The organism is Rhodococcus sp. AW25M09 (assembly GCF_000333955.1).
In the GTDB taxonomy this organism is placed as follows: Bacteria; Actinomycetota; Actinomycetes; order Mycobacteriales; family Mycobacteriaceae; genus Rhodococcoides.
In genome coordinates, this window is sequence record NZ_CAPS01000074.1 from 1 (window position 1) to 19,909 (window position 19,909).

The 19,909-nt window shown below is 64.4% G+C and carries 19 protein-coding genes and 1 tRNA gene; 19 read left to right on the plus strand and 1 reads right to left on the minus strand.

The features are described 5' to 3' along the window. Positions 1–68 precede the first annotated feature (68 nt). From RHODMAR_RS27585 to RHODMAR_RS15255, 19 genes are all read left to right on the plus strand, one after another. Positions 69–950 carry a hypothetical protein gene (locus RHODMAR_RS27585; RefSeq protein ID WP_008715953.1) on the plus strand — a complete coding sequence of 294 codons (882 nt, stop codon included), beginning with the start codon at positions 69–71 and terminating at the stop codon, positions 948–950. Continuing rightward, positions 947–1,936 (plus strand): HAD-IIA family hydrolase, encoded by a 990-nt coding sequence (locus RHODMAR_RS15165; RefSeq protein WP_008715955.1) that lies wholly within the window; start codon positions 947–949, stop codon positions 1,934–1,936. Before RHODMAR_RS27585 ends, RHODMAR_RS15165 begins: the two co-directional genes overlap by 4 nt. A 64-nt stretch (positions 1,937–2,000) precedes the next feature. After that, complete coding sequence (locus tag RHODMAR_RS15170) at positions 2,001–2,243, plus strand: hypothetical protein (RefSeq protein ID WP_008715957.1); 243 nt, start codon at positions 2,001–2,003, stop codon at positions 2,241–2,243. A gap of 1 nt (position 2,244) precedes the next feature. Beyond that, positions 2,245–3,066 carry a TlyA family RNA methyltransferase gene (locus RHODMAR_RS15175; protein WP_008715959.1) on the plus strand — a complete coding sequence of 274 codons (822 nt, stop codon included), beginning with the start codon at positions 2,245–2,247 and terminating at the stop codon, positions 3,064–3,066. Beyond that, complete coding sequence (locus tag RHODMAR_RS15180) at positions 3,063–4,028, plus strand: NAD kinase (protein WP_008715961.1); 966 nt, start codon at positions 3,063–3,065, stop codon at positions 4,026–4,028. The genes RHODMAR_RS15175 and RHODMAR_RS15180 overlap by 4 nt, the downstream gene beginning before the upstream one ends. A 2-nt stretch (positions 4,029–4,030) precedes the next feature. Then, positions 4,031–5,800, plus strand: a complete 1,770-nt coding sequence (gene recN, locus RHODMAR_RS15185) for a DNA repair protein RecN (RefSeq protein WP_008715964.1) — start codon at positions 4,031–4,033, stop codon at positions 5,798–5,800. Between the two features lie 84 nt (positions 5,801–5,884). Continuing rightward, complete coding sequence (gene steA, locus RHODMAR_RS15190) at positions 5,885–7,069, plus strand: putative cytokinetic ring protein SteA (RefSeq protein WP_042939374.1); 1,185 nt, start codon at positions 5,885–5,887, stop codon at positions 7,067–7,069. Next, a complete protein-coding gene (locus RHODMAR_RS15195) occupies positions 7,066–8,013 on the plus strand; it encodes a copper transporter (protein ID WP_008715969.1) in 948 nt (315 codons plus the stop codon). The genes steA and RHODMAR_RS15195 overlap by 4 nt, the downstream gene beginning before the upstream one ends. Before the next feature lie 151 nt (positions 8,014–8,164). Continuing rightward, positions 8,165–9,898 (plus strand): CTP synthase, encoded by a 1,734-nt coding sequence (locus RHODMAR_RS15200; RefSeq protein WP_008715971.1) that lies wholly within the window; start codon positions 8,165–8,167, stop codon positions 9,896–9,898. Continuing rightward, positions 9,895–10,527, plus strand: coding sequence for an NUDIX domain-containing protein (locus RHODMAR_RS15205; protein ID WP_008715973.1), 633 nt, complete (start codon positions 9,895–9,897; stop codon positions 10,525–10,527). The genes RHODMAR_RS15200 and RHODMAR_RS15205 overlap by 4 nt, the downstream gene beginning before the upstream one ends. Before the next feature lie 5 nt (positions 10,528–10,532). After that, positions 10,533–11,447 (plus strand): site-specific tyrosine recombinase XerD, encoded by a 915-nt coding sequence (gene xerD, locus RHODMAR_RS15210; protein WP_008715975.1) that lies wholly within the window; start codon positions 10,533–10,535, stop codon positions 11,445–11,447. A gap of 110 nt (positions 11,448–11,557) precedes the next feature. Next, positions 11,558–12,520, plus strand: coding sequence for a ParA family protein (locus RHODMAR_RS15215; protein ID WP_008715978.1), 963 nt, complete (start codon positions 11,558–11,560; stop codon positions 12,518–12,520). Then, positions 12,517–13,353, plus strand: a complete 837-nt coding sequence (locus RHODMAR_RS15220) for a segregation and condensation protein A (RefSeq protein ID WP_008715980.1) — start codon at positions 12,517–12,519, stop codon at positions 13,351–13,353. The genes RHODMAR_RS15215 and RHODMAR_RS15220 overlap by 4 nt, the downstream gene beginning before the upstream one ends. Next, the gene (gene scpB, locus RHODMAR_RS15225; protein WP_008715982.1) at positions 13,350–14,063 is read left to right on the plus strand and encodes an SMC-Scp complex subunit ScpB; all 714 of its coding nucleotides are present in this window, start codon (positions 13,350–13,352) and stop codon (positions 14,061–14,063) included. The genes RHODMAR_RS15220 and scpB overlap by 4 nt, the downstream gene beginning before the upstream one ends. A 12-nt stretch (positions 14,064–14,075) precedes the next feature. After that, positions 14,076–15,287 (plus strand): pseudouridine synthase, encoded by a 1,212-nt coding sequence (locus tag RHODMAR_RS27590; protein WP_008715984.1) that lies wholly within the window; start codon positions 14,076–14,078, stop codon positions 15,285–15,287. Further along, the gene (gene cmk / locus RHODMAR_RS15235; RefSeq protein ID WP_042939376.1) at positions 15,287–15,970 is read left to right on the plus strand and encodes a (d)CMP kinase; all 684 of its coding nucleotides are present in this window, start codon (positions 15,287–15,289) and stop codon (positions 15,968–15,970) included. The genes RHODMAR_RS27590 and cmk overlap by 1 nt, the downstream gene beginning before the upstream one ends. Further along, positions 15,967–17,415: a ribosome biogenesis GTPase Der gene (der, locus tag RHODMAR_RS15240; RefSeq protein WP_008715988.1), complete on the plus strand. Its 1,449-nt coding sequence runs from the start codon at positions 15,967–15,969 to the stop codon at positions 17,413–17,415. The genes cmk and der overlap by 4 nt, the downstream gene beginning before the upstream one ends. 85 nt (positions 17,416–17,500) lie before the next feature. Beyond that, a tRNA-Pro gene (locus RHODMAR_RS15245) sits at positions 17,501–17,574 on the plus strand. A gap of 893 nt (positions 17,575–18,467) precedes the next feature. Next, the gene (locus tag RHODMAR_RS15255) at positions 18,468–19,250 is read left to right on the plus strand and encodes a class II aldolase/adducin family protein (RefSeq protein ID WP_008715989.1); all 783 of its coding nucleotides are present in this window, start codon (positions 18,468–18,470) and stop codon (positions 19,248–19,250) included. A 270-nt stretch (positions 19,251–19,520) separates the two neighbouring features. Here the strand turns inward: RHODMAR_RS15255 and RHODMAR_RS15260 are convergent. After that, positions 19,521–19,909 (minus strand): potassium channel family protein (locus RHODMAR_RS15260; protein WP_008715991.1); only part of this gene is annotated, 389 nt, incomplete at its 5' end.

Below are 19,909 nucleotides of genomic sequence, written 5' to 3' on the forward strand. Positions count from 1 at the left end.
GTTGTAAGAAGGGGACCCACTTGGTGGGTCCCCTTTTTGCGTTTTACCCGAAAGTCGAAAGGACGCCCGTGTCGGAAGACAACAACGATCGTCGCCCCTCCAGAGGGGACGGCGGCAACCGCCCGAGCGAATCCCGCGATCGCAATCCCCGTGCTCAGGATCGTCGCGGCGATCCTCGTCGTTCGGACGGTCCTCCCCGCCGTCGCGGTGGAGAGGGCGGGTTCTCCGGAGACCGGCGCGGCAACAGCACCTCTTCGGATCGTCGACCACCCCGTCCCGACGAGCCGGATCTGCCCGACGAGGTCGAGGCAGGTCAGCTCGAGCCGGCAGTCCGTCGAGATCTGCTGAGCCTGGACAAGAACAACGCAACCGCAGTTGCTCGTCACCTGGTGATGACCAGCCGGTTGCTCGACGACGATCCACAGCTGGCGCTGCTACATGCACGTGCAGCTCGTCAACGAGCGGGCCGCATCGCTGTCGTTCGCGAGACAGCGGGTATCGCCGCCTATCACGCCGGTGAGTGGGCCGAAGCTCTGTCCGAGCTACGTGCCGCCCGAAGAATGGCCGGTGGCCCCGGGCTGATCGCCGTCATGGCCGACTGCGAGCGTGGACTCGGTCGACCCGAGCGTGCTATCGAACTCGGGCGCAGCGACGAGGCTCGTGAATTGAACGGCGAACAAGCGTCGGAGCTGCGGATCGTCGTGGCGGGTGCGCGGATGGATCTCGATCAGTACGACCAAGCCGTCGTCACTCTGCAGACCCCCGACCTCGACGCGTCTCGTTCCGGAACCGCAGCAGCTCGGCTCTTCTACGTCTATGCCGATGCGCTGGTCGCGGCTGGTCGCGTCGACGAGGGCGTGAAGTGGTTCCTCAATGCCGCCGCGGCCGATGTCGATGGTGAGACCGACGCGGAAGAACGAGTCGAGGAGCTGTCCGGAGGCAGTCAGTGACGTTGTTGCGTGACGCCCACGACGTCCTGCTGCTCGACCTCGACGGCACGGTGTACGCCGGTAAGGACCCCATTCCAGGTGCAGTGGAGGCGCTGTCGGGTGGTTCCGAAAAGCAGTACTTCGTGACCAACAATGCGAGCCGGGCACCCGAGGAAGTTGCCGAGCATCTTCGCAATCTCGGCTTCGATACCAGTGCAGAGTTCGTCGTCACCAGTTCCGAGGCAGCTGCACGGGTGCTCGCGGGCAGGCTGGACCCGGGCTCGCGCGTCCTCGTGGTCGGCACCGATGCACTGGCGAACGAGATCACCAAGGTCGGTCTCGAGCCGGTCCGATCTGCCGACGACCATCCTGTGGCGGTGGTGCAAGGGCATTCGGTCGATACCGGATGGGCAATGCTTGCCGAAGCGGTACTCGCCGTCCGCGCGGGTGCCCTGTGGGTGGCAACCAATATCGATGCGACGCTGCCGACCGAGCGTGGCCTCGTTCTGGGGAACGGCTCGATGGTGGCAGCGGTACGCAATGCCACCGACATCGAGCCGATCGTGGCGGGCAAGCCGGCCGCGCCGATCATGCACGATGCCATCGAGCGCAGTGGTGCACGCTCGGCGTTGGTCGTCGGGGATCGTCTCGACACCGATATCGCCGGTGCGAACGAGACGAAACTGCCGTCGCTGTTGGTGCTGACCGGTGTCAGTACCGCAGCCGAGTTGTTGCGCGCTCCTCGCCATCTCCGTCCCACCCACATCGGCTCCGATCTCGGTGTTCTGAACAGGGACGAGGCCGCGTCCAGCGTCGGCGAGAAAGACGGTTGGACGGTCGATATCGACGACGAGGTGATGTCGGTGCGATTCGACGGAGATACGACACCGGACGCATTCGAAGGTGCACTCGCCGTGCTGCACGTTGCGTGGTCGGGCTCCGAGTTCTCGGAGGTTCGCTTCGAGGGAGGTCGCCTCGGCGATCTGCGTTCCCTTCTCGGGTGCTGACGCAGCGTCCGGAGAGCGGCCGCGATCGGACAGTCGTCGGACCCATCCGATAGCGTGGGAGGCGATGAGCACGTCGATTCCGCTACCTGGACAGCACCGGCCGAGCGGTGCCGGCGATGAGTCGTCGGCAGATCCCGACGCTATTCGAGCCGAGGTCACCTCATTGCTGAGTCAGCTCGCAATCGGTTCGACGAGCGAAGCAGAGGTCGAGGCCGTGGACTCGGACGCTCTGTCGCGGGATGCCAATCTGCTGGACCGGGCGCACGAGGTTCTCGTTCGTGCCCTAACGACCGTCGACAAGTCCTGACGTGGCTCGTCGCGCACGGGTCGATGCCGAACTGGTTCGTCGTGGACTGGCGAGGTCTCGCGAGCATGCCTCCGAGTTGATCGAGGCCGGTCGGGTGAAGATCGCCGGAACTGTGGCCTCGAAACCGGCAACCGCGGTGGAGCCGGGTACGCCCCTTCTGGTTGCCGAAGAAGACAACGAGATCAGTTGGGCCTCCCGCGGTGCCCACAAGCTACTCGGTGCCCTCGAGGCATTCGAGCCGCTAGGGCTGACCGTCGAAGATGCTCGTTGCCTGGATGCCGGAGCGTCCACCGGTGGGTTCACCGACGTTCTGCTCAGTCGAGGAGTGCGTGAGGTGGTTGCCGTCGATGTCGGGTACGGCCAGCTGGTGTGGCGGCTCCAGTCCGACGATCGCGTGCACGTCGTCGACCGCACCAACGTCCGGTCCATCGATGCGGAGATGATCGGGGGACCGGTCGAGGTGATCGTCGCCGACCTGTCGTTCATCTCGTTGAAGCTCGTTCTTCCCGCATTTGTCGCATGCTCGAAGCCCGGCACCAACATGGTGTTGATGGTCAAACCACAATTCGAGGTCGGCAAGGATCGCGTGGGTGCCGGAGGAGTGGTGCGAGATCCTGCGTTGCGGACCGAGGCCGTCGAGGATGTGGCGAACGCGGCCGTCGGCTTGAATCTCACTGTCCAGGCAGTTGCGGCAAGCCCGCTGCCGGGGCCGTCGGGCAACGTCGAGTACTTTTTGTGGCTGAAGGCAGGCGCAGGTGAAGACTCGCCGCGCGCCGACATCCCGGAACTCGTCCGGCTCGCGATCGAGGAAGGACCACAGTGACTCCGTCCCATGCGGCACCGGAACTGGAGTCGACTCGAGAAATACTTCTCGTCGCCCATCCTGGTCGGCCGGACATCGCCGAGACCGCTCGCCGGGTGGGCAAGGTGTTCGACGAAGCGGGCATCTGCCTGCGCGTACTGGTCGACGAAGTCGAACCCTCCAAGATCGAGGCGTCCGATTCGGAGGAGCACGACCACGTATTCGTCGCGGACATGAAGCTCAACGTCGTGGAATTCGGTCCCGACGCGGCCGCCGGCTGCGAGATGGTCCTGGTTCTCGGGGGCGACGGCACCTTTCTACGCGCAGCCGAACTTGCGCAGGCAGCGGCTATCCCGGTCCTGGGCATCAATCTCGGCCACGTCGGGTTTCTCGCGGAGGCCGAAGCCGACCATCTCGAAGATGCCCTGGCCCGTGTCGTAGCCGGTGATTACCGCATCGAGCAACGCATGACCTTGGACATTGCCGTTCGTGTCGGCGACCGGGTGGTCGAACGCGGATGGGCTCTGAACGAAGCAAGCATCGAGAACGGGTCTCGGCTCGGAGTGCTCGAGGTGGTGCTCGAGGTTGACGGACGCCCGGTGTCGGCGTTCGGGTGCGACGGTGTGTTGATCTCGACGCCGACCGGTTCGACTGCATACGCATTCTCTGCCGGTGGTCCGGTGGTGTGGCCGGAACTCGAAGCGATTCTGGTCATTCCGAGCAACGCGCATGCCCTGTTCGCGCGGCCACTGGTGACCAGTCCGGAATCGATAGTCGCGGTCGAGATCGATGCGGGCGGACACGCGGGATTCGTATTCTGCGACGGCAGGCGCACATTGAGCCTTCCGGCCGGTGCTCGCGTCGAGGTGGTGCGGGGAGCATCACCGATCAAATGGGTTCGGCTCGACTCGGCTCCGTTCGCCGATCGCATGGTCAAGAAATTCGAACTGCCCGTGACCGGGTGGCGGGGGAGAGCGAGGTAAGCATGCTCGAAGAGATTCGGATCGACAGCCTCGGAGTCATTTCCGGTGCCAGCGCACAGTTTCACGAGGGATTGACCGTCCTCACCGGTGAGACCGGTGCCGGTAAGACCATGGTGGTCACCAGTCTGCACCTGTTGTCGGGTGCACGCGCCGATGCAGGCCGAGTTCGGCTCGGCGCGCAGCGCGCTGTTGTCGAGGGCCGATTCAGCACCGATACCGCGTCGGAGCAGGTGGTCGACGATGTCGACAAGGTACTCGAATCCTCGGGGGGCCAACGCGACGAGGACAATTCGATCATCGCCGTGCGTACCGTCAACTCGGACGGTCGTTCTCGGGCGCACCTCGGTGGGCGGAGTGTGCCCGCGTCGGTGCTGTCCAACTTCACCGACACTTTGCTGACAGTGCACGGTCAGAACGACCAACTTCGTCTGCTGCGGCCCGATCAGCAGCTCGGGGCCCTCGACCGATTCGCCGGTGATTCGGTGTCGTCACTGGTCGCGAAGTATCGCACCGCCCGCAAGACGTGGCTCGATGCCCGCAACGAGCTGATCGACCGCACCGAGCGCAGCCGCGAATTGGCGCAGGAAGCCGATCGCCTCCAGTTCGGCCTGCAGGAAATCGATTCGCTGGCACCGGAACCGGGTGAGGATCGTTCCGTCGCCGAGGATGTGCGCCGTTTGGGCGACCTCGACTCGCTGCGCGAGACAGCAGAAGGCGCCGCCGCCGCACTTGTCGGGAGTACCGAGGAGGCGTCGGACACGATGTCCGCGCTGTATCTGTTGGGCGAGGCGCGGTCTCGTCTCGAACATGCCGACGATGGGGCCTTGACAGAGCTGCTGCCGCGGTTGAACGACGCGATGGCGATCGTGGGCGATATCGGCGCAGACCTGACCTCGTATCTGACGGATCTGCCGTCCGATCCGGGCGCGCTCGACGCGATCTTGAACCGGCAGGCCGAGTTGAAGTCGTTGACACGGAAGTACGCCGCCGACGTCGACGGGGTGATCGCCTGGGCGGAGGATGCCCGCGAGCGCCTCTCGCACATCGATACCTCGGCCGATGCGCTGGCCGAGTTGAACGCCACGGTCGAGGCGGCTGCAGTCGATGTTGCTGCGGCAGCGGCCAAACTCAGTGCGGCCCGCGCCAAGGCGTCGGTGAAACTGTCGAAGGCCGTCAGCGTGGAGCTGGCCGGTTTGGCGATGGGCAAGGCCAAGCTGCAGATCGATGTTCGTGCCCTGCCGGCCGGCCCGTCCGATACGGCTCCGATCGTCGTCGACGGCACCGAACTGCACGCGGGCAGCAACGGCGTCGACGAGGTCGAGTTTCGCCTCTCTGCCCACGACGGTGCCCAGGCTCTACCCATCAGCAAAAGTGCGTCCGGAGGTGAGCTGTCCCGCGTGATGCTGGCCCTCGAAGTGGTGTTGGCGGGCTCCGACAAGGGCGCGACCATGGTGTTCGACGAGGTCGACGCCGGGGTGGGTGGTCGTGCTGCCGTCGAGGTCGGTCGTCGGTTGGGACGGTTGGCTCGCACTCATCAGGTCATCGTCGTCACCCACTTGCCGCAGGTCGCGGCGTTCGCCGACACACACCTGGTGGTCGACAAGACCGATGCGAAGAAAGGCGCGGCGAACAGCGGGGTGCGGACGCTGTCGTCGTCGGAACGCGTTGTCGAGCTCGCGAGAATGCTCGCAGGTCTGGACGACACGGAGACCGGTCGTGCGCACGCCGAAGAGCTACTGGCCACGGCAAACGCCGAGCGAGCCGCCCTGTAAGTGTTGTTGCTGATGTGATCAGTGTGGTAGTTGTTTCGGCGCGCCTCCATCGCCGGGCGTGTCGATCGGGTCATCATGGTTTACATGAAGATGCCGGCTCTGCTGTCACGTAGCCAGGATTCGCTGCCCGGAATCACCGGGATCGCGCGAGTCGATCGCAACACGGCCAAGCTGCTCAAACGGGTCGGTCCGGGCGACATCGTCGTGCTCGACGAGCTCGATCTGGACCGACTGACCGCGGATGCGCTCGTCGAGGCGGGGGTGCTCGCGGTCGTCAATGCGTCGCCGTCGATCTCCGGGCGCTATCCCAACCTCGGTCCCGAGGCCATCGTGGCCAACGGGATCATCTTGATCGACTCGGCCGGCACCGAGATCTTCAAGAAGATCAAGGACGGCAGCAAGGTTCGGCTCAACGACGGTGGCGTCTACACCGGCGATCGGCGCCTCGCCAAAGGCGAAGAGCAGAGCGAAGCCGAGATCTCGGACAAGATGATCGAGGCCAAGACCGGACTCGTCGATCACCTGGAAGCGTTCTCGGGCAACACCATCGAGTTCATCCGGAGCGAGAGCCCGCTGCTCATCGACGGTGTCGGCGTGCCGGACATCGATATCGATCTCAAAGGCCGTCACGTCGTGATCGTCGCCGACGGACCCGGCCATGCCGAGGATCTGAAGAACCTCAAGCCGTTCATCAAGGAGTACTCGCCCGTCATCATCGGCGTCGGAGCGGGTGCCGATACCGCGATGAAGGCCGGCCACCGACCCGATCTGATCGTCGGCGATCCCGAGGACGTCACGGCGCAGACCCTCAAATGTGGTGCAGAGGTCGTACTTCCGGCCGATTCCGACGGGCACGCGCAGGGTCTCGAACGCATTCAGGATCTCGGGATCGGTGCCATGACGTTCCCGGCCTCCGGGGCCGCTGCCGATCTTGCTCTGCTGTTGGCCGACCATCACGGTGCCTCGCTGATCGTGTCTGTCGGCAGCCCGGCCAGTCTCGACGAATTCTTCGATCGTGGTCGACGCAACACCAACCCGGCCGCGTTCATGACGCGTCTGAAGGTCGGTGCCAAGCTGGTCGACGCGAAAGCCGTTGCCACGCTCTACCGCAGCCGGGTCTCCGGCGGTGCCATCGCTCTGCTGATCCTGGCGGCTCTCGTGGCTGTCATCGTGGCGCTGGCCGTATCCAATATCGGCGGTGAAGGGCTGGATTGGGCGATCGATCTGTGGAATCGGTTCGCACTGTGGTTCCAGGGGTTGCTTCCGTGATTTCGCTTCGCCAACATGCCATTTCGCTGGCCGCGGTATTCGTTGCTCTGGCCATCGGCATAGTTCTCGGTTCGGGTCTGCTCTCGAGTGGACTCGTGTCCGGTTTACGCGACGACAAGTCCGGTCTCCAGAACCAGGTGGACGAGCTGCAGGCGACCAACAATCGACTCGGCGAGCAGCTCAATTCGGCCGATGGGTTCGATGCCGCGGTATCCGGTCGGATTCTTCGAGACACGTTGGTCGATCGAAGCGTCGTGGTCATCACTACTCCGGACGCCGATCCTGGTGACGTCGACGGGGTCACGCAGTCGATCGACGCGTCAGGGGCTTCGGTCACCGGGCGCGTGTCGCTGACCGATGCGTTCGTCTCCGCAGCGAACGGCGACGATCTGCGTACACGCCTCACCAACGTCATTCCCGCAGGCGTACAGCTGCGCACGGGTGCGGTGGATCAGGGAAGCCTGGCGGGCGACCTGCTGGGTTCGGTGTTGCTGCTCGACGCGGAGACGGCACAACCGCAGTCCACTCCCGAGGAACTCTCACTGGCGTTGGAGACATTGCGCAGCGGTGGGTTCATCGCGTACGACAACGGTGCTGTCGCGCCCGCCCAGCTGGCAGTGATCGTCACCGGTTCCGGCACCGCGGACGTCGAGGACGGCAATCGCGGTGCCATCGTGGCGCGCTTCGCCGGTGCTCTCGATTCACGGGGTGCAGGTGCGGTGCTCGCGGGCCGATCCGGTGCTGCCGAGGGCAACGGACCCATTGCCGTCGTGCGCGCCGACTCTGCCCTGTCGTCCGCACTCAGCACCGTCGACAACGTCGATCGTGAGGCAGGACGGATCACCACCGTTCTCGCCCTGGCGGAGCAGCTGGACGGGGCGTCGGGCCGGTACGGCACCGGACCCAACGCGAACGCCGTGACCGTCGGAGCGCCTGCACGCTGATCGGTGCGCGGAACGAGCGTGTCGTTGGCGGTGAGGTAGGTACTGGTGTTACCGTGAAGTCCCGTGGGTAGCAGGCCCAATTTCCACGCTTCACCTCTCTTATCAGCCCCCTGATAGGAGCAAGCCCTGCAGACTCGTCACGGGAGCCTCATTGTCACGCCTTCAGTCGCGTTCCGACACCAAGCACATCTTCGTCAGCGGAGGCGTCGCGTCTTCGCTCGGAAAAGGCCTGACGGCATCCAGCCTCGGCCAGCTACTGACCGCACGCGGACTCCGCGTGACCATGCAGAAGCTCGATCCCTACCTCAATGTCGATCCCGGCACCATGAACCCGTTCCAGCACGGTGAAGTGTTCGTCACCGAGGACGGCTCCGAAACCGACCTCGACGTCGGCCACTACGAGCGGTTCCTCGACCGCGACCTCTCCGGGTTCGCCAACGTCACCACCGGCCAGGTCTATTCGACGGTCATCGCCAAGGAGCGCCGCGGCGAGTACCTGGGCGACACCGTTCAGGTCATCCCGCACATCACCGACGAGATCAAGCGTCGCATTCTGGCGATGAACGGACCGGATCTGCAGGGGCACCAGCCGGACGTCGTGATCACCGAAATCGGCGGCACGGTGGGCGATATCGAGTCGCAGCCGTTCCTCGAGGCAGCGCGTCAGGTGCGCCACGACGTCGGCCGCAACAACGTGTTCTTCCTGCACGTGTCGCTGGTTCCGTTCCTGGCCCCGTCCGGTGAACTCAAGACCAAGCCCACCCAGCATTCCGTCGCCGCACTGCGCAGCATCGGTATCCAGCCCGACGCCTTGATCCTGCGCTGTGATCGCGACGTCCCGCCCGGGCTCAAGAACAAGATCGCGCTGATGTGCGACGTCGATGTCGACGGTTGCATCTCCACGCCCGACGCACCGTCGATCTACGACATTCCCAAGGTGCTGCACAAAGAAGGTCTGGACGCGTACGTCGTCCGCCAGCTCGGGTTGCCGTTCCGCGATGTCGACTGGACCATCTGGGGCGGATTGCTCGAGCGCGTGCACCAGCCGCGGGAAACCGTGCGCGTCGGCCTCGTCGGCAAGTACGTGGACCTGCCCGACGCGTATCTCTCGGTCACCGAGGCGCTGCGTGCGGGTGGATTCGCTCATCGCGCGAAGGTCGAGATCAAGTGGGTGCCGTCCGACGAGTGCTCGACGCCCGCGGGGGCACAGGCTGCGCTCGGTGATGTCGATGCCGTGCTCATTCCGGGCGGCTTCGGTATCCGCGGTATCGAGGGCAAGCTCGGTGCCATCGAGTTCGCACGTACGCGCAAGATTCCGCTGCTGGGACTGTGCCTCGGATTGCAGTGTGTCGTCATCGAGGCGGCTCGTTCGGTCGGACTGACCGAAGCCAACTCGGCCGAGTTCGATCCGGACACCAAGGATCCGGTGATCTCCACGATGGCCGATCAGGAAGACGCCGTCGCCGGTGACGCCGATCTCGGCGGCACGATGCGCCTCGGTGCCTACCCGGCGACCCTGCAGAAGGGCTCGATTGTGGCGGCGTCGTACGGGACCGAGAACGTCTCGGAGCGGCACCGTCATCGCTACGAGGTCAACAACGACTACCGGGATCGAATTGCGAAGAGCGGGTTGGTCTTCAGCGGTACTTCTCCGGACGGGCACCTGGTCGAATTCGTCGAATTGCCTGCGTCGATGCACCCGTTCTTCGTCGCCACCCAGGCTCATCCGGAACTCAAGAGTCGGCCGACCCGTCCGCATCCGCTGTTCGCGTCGTTGATCAATGCGGCGTTGAAGTACAAGGCCGCCGAGCGTCTGCCGGTCGACGTGCATGGAGACGCCGTTCCGGCGGAGGAGTCGGACGCTATCGCCGACACCGCCGGATGAGCGAGCCCAGGCACGAGTTCACCACCCTCGACTCGACGGTGCCGTATTCCGGTGCCATCCTCGCGCTTCGGCTCGATCAGGTGGCGATGCCGAACGGTCGACGGGCCGAGCGTGAGGTGATCGAGCATCACGGCGCCGTAGGCATTCTGGCCGTCGACGATCAGGATCGCGTGGCGATGATCGAGCAGTACCGGCATCCGGTCGGTCGTCGCCTCTGGGAGTTGCCTGCCGGTCTGTTGGACGAGCCGGGGGAGCAGCCGGTGCTGGCAGCTCAACGCGAGCTCGCCGAGGAAACCGGGCTGGCGGCCGGCACCTGGTCGGTGTTGGTGGACGTGCTGGCCTCACCCGGGTTCACCGACGAGGCCGTGCGGATCTTTCTCGCGCAGAACCTGACCCGAGTCGATCGACCGGAAGCGCACGACGAGGAAGCAGACATCGAGCTTTCCTTCGTGCCGATGGACGAGGCGGTTCGGCGTGCGCTGGCGGGGGAGATCGTCAATGCCTCTGCCGTGGCGGGCATTCTCGCGTTCTCCGCGGCCCGTGCCGCCGGCACCGAGCTACGCCCCGCCGACGCCCCGTGGTCCGATCTGCCCACCGCATTCGAGAAGCGGAAGAGTTCACGAAAGTAGCCGCCGTGATCGACCGGCAGATTTCGACGTACCTCGACCATCTGGTGGTCGAGCGCGGGTCGGCACCGAACACGGTGTCCTCGTACCGTCGTGATCTAACGCGGTACGAGCGGTTTCTGAGCGGCTACGGCATCACCGATCTGGCCGAGGTCGCCGAGAACGACATCACCGAGTTCGTGCTGTATCTGCGGCGTGGAGACGACGAGTTCACTGCTCTGGCAGCGAGTTCGGCGGCGCGAACGTTGATCGCCGTGCGGGGTCTGCACCGATTCGCGCTCGCGGAAGGAATGGTCGAGCGAAACGTCGCGAGTGAGGTCAAGCCGCCGCAACCGGCAAAACGGTTGCCGAAGTCTCTCCCCGTCGACCAAGTTGTGGCACTGCTCGAATCGGCGTCGGTCGCCGGGCCCGATGCTCCGCGTGGGCTGCGCGATCGAGCGCTGCTGGAGCTGCTCTATTCCACCGGCGCCCGAATCTCCGAGGCAGTCGGGCTGGATGTGGACGATATCGACACCGAGGCACGCTCGGTGCTGCTGCGCGGCAAGGGCGGTAAGCATCGCATCGTCCCGGTCGGGCGGCCCGCGATCGAGGCGATCGACGCCTACCTGGTGCGTGGACGACCCGGGCTCGTGGCCCGGTCGAACCCGGCGCTGTTCCTCAACGTGCGCGGCGGCAGGCTGTCTCGGCAGAGCGCGTGGCAGGTGCTGCAGGACTCGGCCGAACGGGCCGGAATCACCTCCGGCGTCTCACCGCACGTTCTTCGGCACTCCTTCGCCACGCATCTGCTCGACGGCGGCGCCGATGTGCGCGTGGTGCAGGAGCTGTTGGGTCATGCCTCGGTGACCACGACACAGATCTACACTCTCGTCACCGTCACCACGCTGCGTGAGGTGTGGGCGGGAGCGCATCCGAGGGCGCGATAGCACGAGGTCGACTCCCGACTGTCAGCGTGTCCATTGACAGTGCTGCCGCCTCGAGCGGTAGCGTTTGCAGGATCTACTCGAAGACGAACGGGACAGGGGAGCGCTGGAACGTGTCGACACCGCAGCCGCCAGCGGCGGAGTCAGCCTCGGATCATGCACATCTCGACGGCGCTCTTTTCCACACGCGCCAACCGGAATCCAGTCGCGAGACCCGCGACGTCATCCCCGCAGCGAACGAATTGGGGCCGACCGGTCGCAAGACACGCACGGTTCCGGATCCGCAGCCATTGGCCAGTCATGGTCCGGCGAAGATCATTGCGATGTGCAACCAGAAGGGTGGCGTCGGCAAGACGACGTCGACCATCAATCTCGGTGCCTCGTTGGCCGGCTACGGCCGCCGCGTACTTCTTGTCGACCTCGACCCGCAGGGCGCACTGTCCGCCGGATTGGGCGTCGCACATCACGAACTCGATCTGACGGTCTACAACCTTCTGGTCGAAGCGAAAGTCTCGGCCGACGACATCATCATGCGGACTCGCGTCGAGAACCTCGATCTGATGCCCAGCAATATCGACCTCTCGGCCGCCGAGATCCAGCTGGTGACCGAGGTGGGCCGTGAGCAGACGCTCGGTCGAGTACTGCACCCGATTCTGGATCGCTACGACTACGTCCTGATCGATTGCCAGCCGTCCCTCGGTCTGCTGACGGTCAATGCGCTCACGTGTGCCGACCAAGTGCTGATCCCGATGGAGTGCGAGTACTTCAGCCTCCGTGGCCTGGCGTTGCTCAACGACACCGTCGAGAAGGTGCGCGACCGCCTCAATCCGCGGCTGAAGCTGGCCGGCATCGTGGTGACGATGTTCGACGCCCGCACGCTGCACTCACGCGAAGTGATGACGCGCGTGGTCGAGGTGTTCGGAGACGTCGTGTACGACACGGTGATCACCCGTACGGTCCGGTTCCCGGAAACCAGTGTGGCGGGCGAGCCGATCACCACGTGGGCTCCGAAATCCGGCGGCGCGCAGGCGTACCGCGCTCTGGCGCGCGAGGTGATCTACCGGTCGGGTCCGTGACCGTCGACGCTGCCGACGAGGCCCCGATCGAGGTTCCCGCCGATGCGGATCCGTCGAAATTTCGGGTGCGGTTGCTCAACTTCGAGGGGCCGTTCGATTTGCTGCTGTCGCTGATCAGCCAGCACCGGATGGATGTCACCGAGGTGGCGCTGCACACCGTCACCGACGACTTCATCTCGTTCACCAAATCGCTCGGTGCCGATGTCGGGCTCGATCAGACCACCGAATTCTTGGTCGTTGCTGCGACGTTGCTCGATTTGAAGGCGGCTCGATTGCTGCCCTCGGGCGATGTCGAGGATGCCGAGGACCTGGCGTTGCTCGAAGTGCGAGATCTGCTCTTCGCGCGGTTGCTGCAGTATCGCGCTTACAAGCAGGTCGCTCTGCTCTTCGGTGAGCTGGAAGCTGCTGCGCTGCGGCGGTATCCGCGATCGGTGTCGGTGGAAGACAGGTATGCAGATCTGATTCCCGAGGTGCTGCTCGGCGTCAACCCTGCCAGGTTCGCAGACATCGCCGCGGCCGCGTTTCGGCCCAAGCCGATTCCGCAGGTGGGGCTCGATCACATCCATCAGCACGCGGTATCGATTCCCGAGCAGGCGGAGTGGCTGCTCGAGAAGCTGCAGGGACGCGGACTGAACCAATGGGCGTCGTTCTCGGAGTTGGTGCAGGACTGCGAGGTGCAGGTCGAAATAATTGCGCGATTCCTGGCGTTGCTGGAGCTGTTCCGGCAACAGGTGATCGCATTCGAGCAACCGGAGCCACTCGGCGATCTTCGAGTGAGTTGGACCGGCAAGGACGAAGGACCCATCGTGGTCACGGAAGAGGACTACGCATGAGCAGCAACTCGGAACTGAGTGACTCGGTACCGAGCGAGCCCGAACTCGAGCTCGAGGATGTCGACGAGTCCGATGAGCTGGACGACGTCACTCTCGCATCGGCGCTGGAAGCGGTGTTGCTGATCGTCGACACCCCGGCCTCGGACGAGCAACTTGCCTCGGCGGTGGGTTCGTCGGTGGCTCGCGTGCGCTCGGCGTTGAAAGAGATGGCCGCTGGACTGACCGAACGCATGAGTGGAATCGACTTGCGCTACGCCGGTGACGGGTGGCGTTTCTACACCCGAACCGCCTATGCGCCGTACGTCGAAAGGCTGCTTCTGGACGGCGCTCGGTCCAAGCTCACACGTGCAGCATTGGAAACCCTGGCCGTCATCGCATATCGTCAACCGTTGACCCGCGCACGAGTCAGCGCCGTACGTGGAGTCAATGTCGATGGAGTGATGCGTACGTTGCTCGCCCGTGGACTGATCTCCGAAGCAGGAACGGACCCGGAGACGACCGGCACGATGTACTGCACCACCGAGCTATTTCTCGAACGGCTCGGACTCGCATCGCTGAGTGATCTACCCGAACTGGCACCGCTGTTGCCAGGTGTGGACCTGATCGACGAGATCAGTGACAGCATGGACACCGACCCGAGAATGACCCGCTCCACCAAGAACCGCGGATCGAAACCCGATCCGGCAGCCGAGCTCGACTCGGACGACTGATAGGTAAGACAAGTGAACAAGCCCGCTCGCCGTGATGGCACACCGGACCGTAACAAGAGACAAGATCCACGCAGGAAGCCGACCGCAGGTAGGTCGGACACTCCGCGTGACGCGCGCCGCGGAGATCGCACCCGCGACGCAGCACCGCGTGACGGCGCTCCCCGCGCCGGTGCTCCTAGAACCGGAGCCCCTAGAACCGGAGCCCCTAGAACCGGAGCCCCTCGCACCGGGGGACCTCGTGCAGGTGCACCCCGGACCGGCGGTCGACCGGATCCCCGAAGAGGCGTCGACCAGGCAGAATCGTTCGAGTACAAGCCTGCCGACACCGGCGTCAACGACCGCAGCAACGACGCGGTTCCCCGTAAGAAGCCCTCGCGCCCCAAGCCGCCGAAGCCGCAGAAGAAGCAGGTTCCGTCGACCACGATCAGCAACGCCAAGCCGGCGAAGCATCAGCACACCGACTCCTCGCCCCGCAAGCATGTGCCTGCCGGTGAAGGTGTTCGCCTGCAGAAGGTGCTCGCGCAGGCCGGCGTCGCATCGCGTCGCGCGGCCGAGGAACTGATCGCCGACGGCCGTGTCGAGGTCGACGGACGCATCGTCACCGAACAGGGCATCCGCATCGATCCCAACATCGCCGTGGTCCGTGTCGACGGCACCCGCGTGGTCGTCAAGGAAGAGCTTGTCCACCTCGCGATGAACAAGCCGCGTGGATGGCAGTGCACGATGTCCGACGATCTCGGGCGTCCCTGCGTCGGCGACATTGTCTCCGAGCGCGTCCAGGCGGGGCAGCGACTGTTCCACGTCGGCCGCCTCGATGCCGACACCGAAGGGTTGTTGCTCTTCACCAACGACGGTGATCTTGCTCACCGGTTGATGCACCCGTCGTTCGAGGTGTCCAAGACCTACCTCGCGACCTTGTTCGGCACCATTCCCCGCACGCTCGGCAAGCAGCTGCGTGAGGGTGTCACTCTCGACGACGGCCCGGTGAAGGTCGACGGCTTCCAGCTGCTCGATATCTCGGACGGAAAGTCGCTCGTCAAGGTCACCCTGCACGAGGGCCGCAAGCACATCGTGCGTCGGTTGTTCGACAAGGTCGGATTCCCGGTCGGTCGCCTCGTGCGTACCGATGTCGGCAACATAGTGCTCGGCGATCAGCGTCCCGGAACACTGCGTGTTCTCGGTCGCGGCGAGATCGGCAAGCTCTACGAAGCGGTAGGCCTGTGATGGGTGCGCTGGTCGTGGCGATGGATGGCCCGTCCGGCACCGGCAAGTCGTCGGTATCGCGCCGGCTCGCGTCGGCGCTGGAAGCGAAGTACCTCGACACCGGTGCGATGTATCGCGTCGCGACGGTGTGGGTGCTGCGTTCGGGCGTAGAGCCCACCGACGCCGATTCAGTCGCGAAAGCTGTTGCAGCGCTGCCGCTCGAGATCGGATCGGATCCGCTGTCGGAGACCGTTCTGCTCGACGGCGAGGACGTCAGCGGCGAGATCCGCGGCGACGCCGTGACCAGAGCAGTCTCGGCGGTGTCGGCAGTGCCGGCAGTGCGCGAATTGCTGGTGCAGATGCAGCGGGACCTGGCGAACTCATCGACGCGAATCGTGGTGGAGGGCCGCGACATCGGCACCGTCGTACTGCCCGACGCAGAGGTGAAGGTGTTCCTGACTGCCTCCCCGGAAGCGCGGGCCGAGCGTCGCAACAAACAGAACATCGAACAAGGTCGCGGCGACGACTACGAATCCGTGCTCGCCGACGTGCAACGCCGCGACCATGCAGATTCGACAAGAGCAGTGTCCCCGCTTCGTCCCGCCGAGGATTCGGTGATCGTCGATACCAGCGAGCTGGATCTCGACGGTGTGATGGAGCGCTTGCTGCTCGTGGTGAACGACAGAACTGGAGCAGTGCAGTGAGCGAAGAATTCTTCTCCGGCGCAGCGGAAACCGCGGGCGACGGAATATGGAGTGACGAGGGCGAGTGGGAGTACGTCGATCTCAACGAGGGCGAAGACGGCGAAGATGCCGTTGCCGTACCGACCCTCGCCGTGGTGGGCCGTCCGAACGTCGGTAAGTCGACGCTCGTCAACCGCATCATCGGACGACGCGAGGCCGTGGTCGAGGATGTCCCCGGTGTCACCCGCGACCGGGTGTCGTACGAGGCCAACTGGAGCGGTCGACGCTTCCTGGTGCAGGACACCGGCGGTTGGGAGCCCGACGCCAAGGGCTTGCAGCAATCTGTTGCGCGTCAGGCCGAATTGGCGATGAACACCGCCGACGCAATTCTGTTGGTCGTCGACGCGCGAGTCGGTTCGACGACGACGGACGAGGCAGTCGCACGAGTGCTGCGCCGGTCGAAGACTCCGGTTCTGTTGGTGGCCAACAAGGTCGACGACGGCCGCACCGAGTCCGAGGTTGCTGCACTGTGGTCGCTCGGGCTGGGGGAGCCGCTCTCGGTTTCGGCAACCCACGGCCGCGGTACCGGCGATCTCCTGGACCGCGTTCTCGAGGCGCTGCCCGAGACTCCGCGGGAAGGCATCCCCGGTGGGGGGCCCAGGCGCGTCGCTCTGGTCGGCAAGCCGAACGTGGGCAAGTCCTCGTTGATCAACAAGCTCTCGGGCGATGAGCGCTCGGTGGTGCACGATGTTGCCGGAACCACCGTCGACCCGGTCGACTCGTTGGTCGAATTGGGCGGCAAGACATGGCGTTTCGTCGATACCGCCGGGCTGCGCAAGCGCGTCAGCCATGCCAGTGGTGCCGAGTTTTACGCATCGCTGCGCACCAAGTCCGCGATCGAGGCCGCCGAGGTCGCGATTTTGCTTCTCGATGCCTCCGAGGTGATCTCGGAGCAGGACATGCGCGTGCTCAGCATGGTCGCCGACGCCGGCCGCGCGCTGGTGTTGGCGTTCAACAAGTGGGATCTGGTGGACGACGATCGTCGTCAGCAGCTCGAGAAGGAGATCGATCGCGATCTCGCTCGGGTGCCGTGGGCGCAGCGAGTGAATATCTCGGCGCAGACGGGACGTGCGGTGCAGAAGCTCGTGCCGGCACTGGAGACTGCTCTCGAGTCCTGGGACAAGCGCGTTCCGACCGGCAGGTTGAACACTTGGCTCAAGGAGGTCGTGGCGGCCACTCCGCCGCCCATGCGTGGTGGGCGTCTGCCGCGCATCATGTTCGCGACGCAGGCCAGCACCCGGCCGCCGACGTTCGTGCTGTTCACCACCGGCTTCCTCGAGGCCGGATACCGCCGCTTCATCGAGCGGCGTTTGCGTGAGGAGTTCAACTTCGACGGCAGCCCCGTCCGCGTCTCGGTCCGCATCCGCGAGAAGCGGGAACGGCCGGGTAAGGGCAACAACCGCTGACGTAGTCCCGACCCGCTCCTGAGCAGGCGATTTCCTCTCAGGGGTGGGACTGGGGTAATCTCAGCAAGCGCCTTTCGAGGCGCGGCGGGCTGTGGCGCAGTTTGGTAGCGCACTTGACTGGGGGTCAAGGGGTCGCAGGTTCAATTCCTGTCAGCCCGACACAGAGTGAATCAAAGACGGTTCCGAAGAAATTCGGGGCCGTCTTTTTCGGCTGGGTGCCGCGCGGCTGTCACCGGCCGGTCTGGCTGATTGTGTCGAACTCTACGGGTGTGAACGTGTCGTGGCGTCAAGGATGTCGAACGCGAGAACCCCTTGATGTCGGTGCTCTGTGCGACTCTGCACGGCATGGCGATCTGCATGGCGTGCGATCTGGAAATGCTCGATTCGGTGGGTTGCACTTGGCGGCCCAGTCGAATACCGAACGGGAGGAGAAAGTGTCACGACTGCGGCACCCCGCCGGGAGCGCTTCATCACCCGGGGTGTGACGGCGAGCGGTGCCGGTGTGGCCAGATGCTCTCCTGCGGCAGCGGATGCGCAGTGGACGAGTGCGTACGTGAAGACGGCCACGACTACGTCGACGCGAGCTGCAGGTGGTGCAACGAACCGTTCGGACAGCTCCGCGTGGTGGACGGCCGATGACCCTGCGGCCTGCTGATTGTTGTGCCGGTGGTTCGACTTCGTCCCGGAGGTGGTGAGAACTCCAGGTCGGTTGCGGCAAAACTGTTGCTGCACAAGCGGAACGATGGCAAACCGGCGTGACAGTACCTGGGTGATCTCATCGGTCGATTGCCGAGCACTGAACGGGCGTCGCCGTGGCCACTGCGACCGAGAAGCTACGAGGCGTAGCGGATGCCACCACTCCGGCGACAGCAAGACGCACATCGCATTGCATATGGGCTTTCGCGATCGAATATGCGACTCGCGGGTGTAGAACTGAAGCATGACCCAGCAGTGATGTTTTGCTGCGAGGTTGTCATGCGGACCGTCCGCTACGCGTCGACCATGCCCCGAGCTAGCGCGCCGAAACGACACCTGCGACTCGAAGGAACACGATGTCCGAACTGGCACAGACCCGCCCAGGAATCGACGTACCCGCTCCGCCGGTTTTCGAGTCGGTCGACGACGAACGGCAGCACCGAAAGCAACGACTTGCAGCCGCTTTCCGGCTCTTCAGTCAGTGCGGCTTCGACGAAGGGGTGGCGGGGCATATCACCGCTCGTGACCCAGAGAAGACCGACCACTTCTGGGTCAACCCCTTCGGTATGCATTTCAGCATGATCAAAGCAAGTGATCTGATCCTGGTCGATCACGAGGGTCAGATCGTCGAAGGTAATCGTCCGGTCAACCGTGCTGCTTTCGTCATCCACTCCCAGGTGCACGCGGCTCGACCGGACGTTGTTGCGGCCGCACACGCACATTCGTTGTACGGCAAAGCGTTGTCGAGCTTGCGGATGGGGCTTGCACCACTGACTCAAGACGCCTGCGCGTTCTACGACGACCACGCCGTGTTCGACGACTACACGGGTGTCGTTGCCGAGTTGGAGGAGGGCAGACGAATCGGTGAAGCACTCGGTCAGCGCAAGGCTATTGTGCTCTCGAACCACGGTCTGCTCACAGTCGGTCGGACCGTGGACTCCGCGGCGTGGTGGTTCATCACAATGGAGCGATCCAGTCAGGCGCAGCTCATCGCCATGGCGGCGGGTGAACCGAAACCGTTGGATGACGTGACGGCGAAGCTGACGTACAACCAAGTGGGTCTGGAGTACGCGGGGTGGTTCCAGTTTCAGCCGATGTACGACCGCATCGTCGCGCAGCACCCAGAGTTGGTGGACTGAACGACATCGGCGACCTTGTCTCCGTTTGACCCGCGGAAACTCCACTCGGCGGAGCGGCTTCCTGTCAAAAGTTGCCGACGATCGTAGTTCGACGTCCCATTGCTAGGCCACAAAATCTTGACTGTGCTCGTACAGCGAACGCCGGGCGGTCGCGGACGGGTGGTTTTCAAGAATCGCATCTGCCGGGGGAACTGCTGTCTACAGCGCCACGACGCGTATGTCACCAGTAGAATTTCAACTTGGGTTGCTCTGAAATTGGCCCGACTTCGATCAACGCGTGTCCGTTTGCATTGCGCTGTCGGGTGTCATGGACGCCGCCGTACTGAGCCTCTCGGGCTGCGACGCGAGTTCGGTTCGCAGTGAGGCGATTTGGGCAGTCAGTTCGGCCACCTGTTGCTGCGTCGCGGCCTGGTTGGCGTCGTCCTGTTCGGCGACTTTCTGGACGAGCCATGACGCCAAGGTGGCCGTGACAACACCGAGCAATGCGATCCCTGCCACCATCAGTCCGACGGCGATGAGTCGGCCCGTCGCTGTAGAGGGCGAGTAGTCGCCGTAGCCGACAGTCGTGACGGTCGAAATTGCCCACCACAGGGCGTCGGGGAAGGTCTTGATACTTCCGGCCGGTGCGGCACGTTCGGCGTCGAACATCGCGAGTGAAG

Excerpts from the sequence above, each read along its gene's own strand:
- RHODMAR_RS15170 (WP_008715957.1), top strand. The coding sequence starts at position 2,001 with ATGAGCACGTCGATTCCGCTACCTGGACAGCACCGGCCGAGCGGTGCC.
- recN (WP_008715964.1), top strand. The coding sequence starts at position 4,031 with ATGCTCGAAGAGATTCGGATCGACAGCCTCGGAGTCATTTCCGGTGCC.
- steA (WP_042939374.1), top strand. The coding sequence starts at position 5,885 with ATGAAGATGCCGGCTCTGCTGTCACGTAGCCAGGATTCGCTGCCCGGA.
- RHODMAR_RS15205 (WP_008715973.1), top strand. The coding sequence starts at position 9,895 with ATGAGCGAGCCCAGGCACGAGTTCACCACCCTCGACTCGACGGTGCCG.
- scpB (WP_008715982.1), top strand. The coding sequence starts at position 13,350 with ATGAGCAGCAACTCGGAACTGAGTGACTCGGTACCGAGCGAGCCCGAA.
- cmk (WP_042939376.1), top strand. The coding sequence starts at position 15,287 with ATGGGTGCGCTGGTCGTGGCGATGGATGGCCCGTCCGGCACCGGCAAG.
- RHODMAR_RS15255 (WP_008715989.1), top strand. The coding sequence starts at position 18,468 with ATGTCCGAACTGGCACAGACCCGCCCAGGAATCGACGTACCCGCTCCG.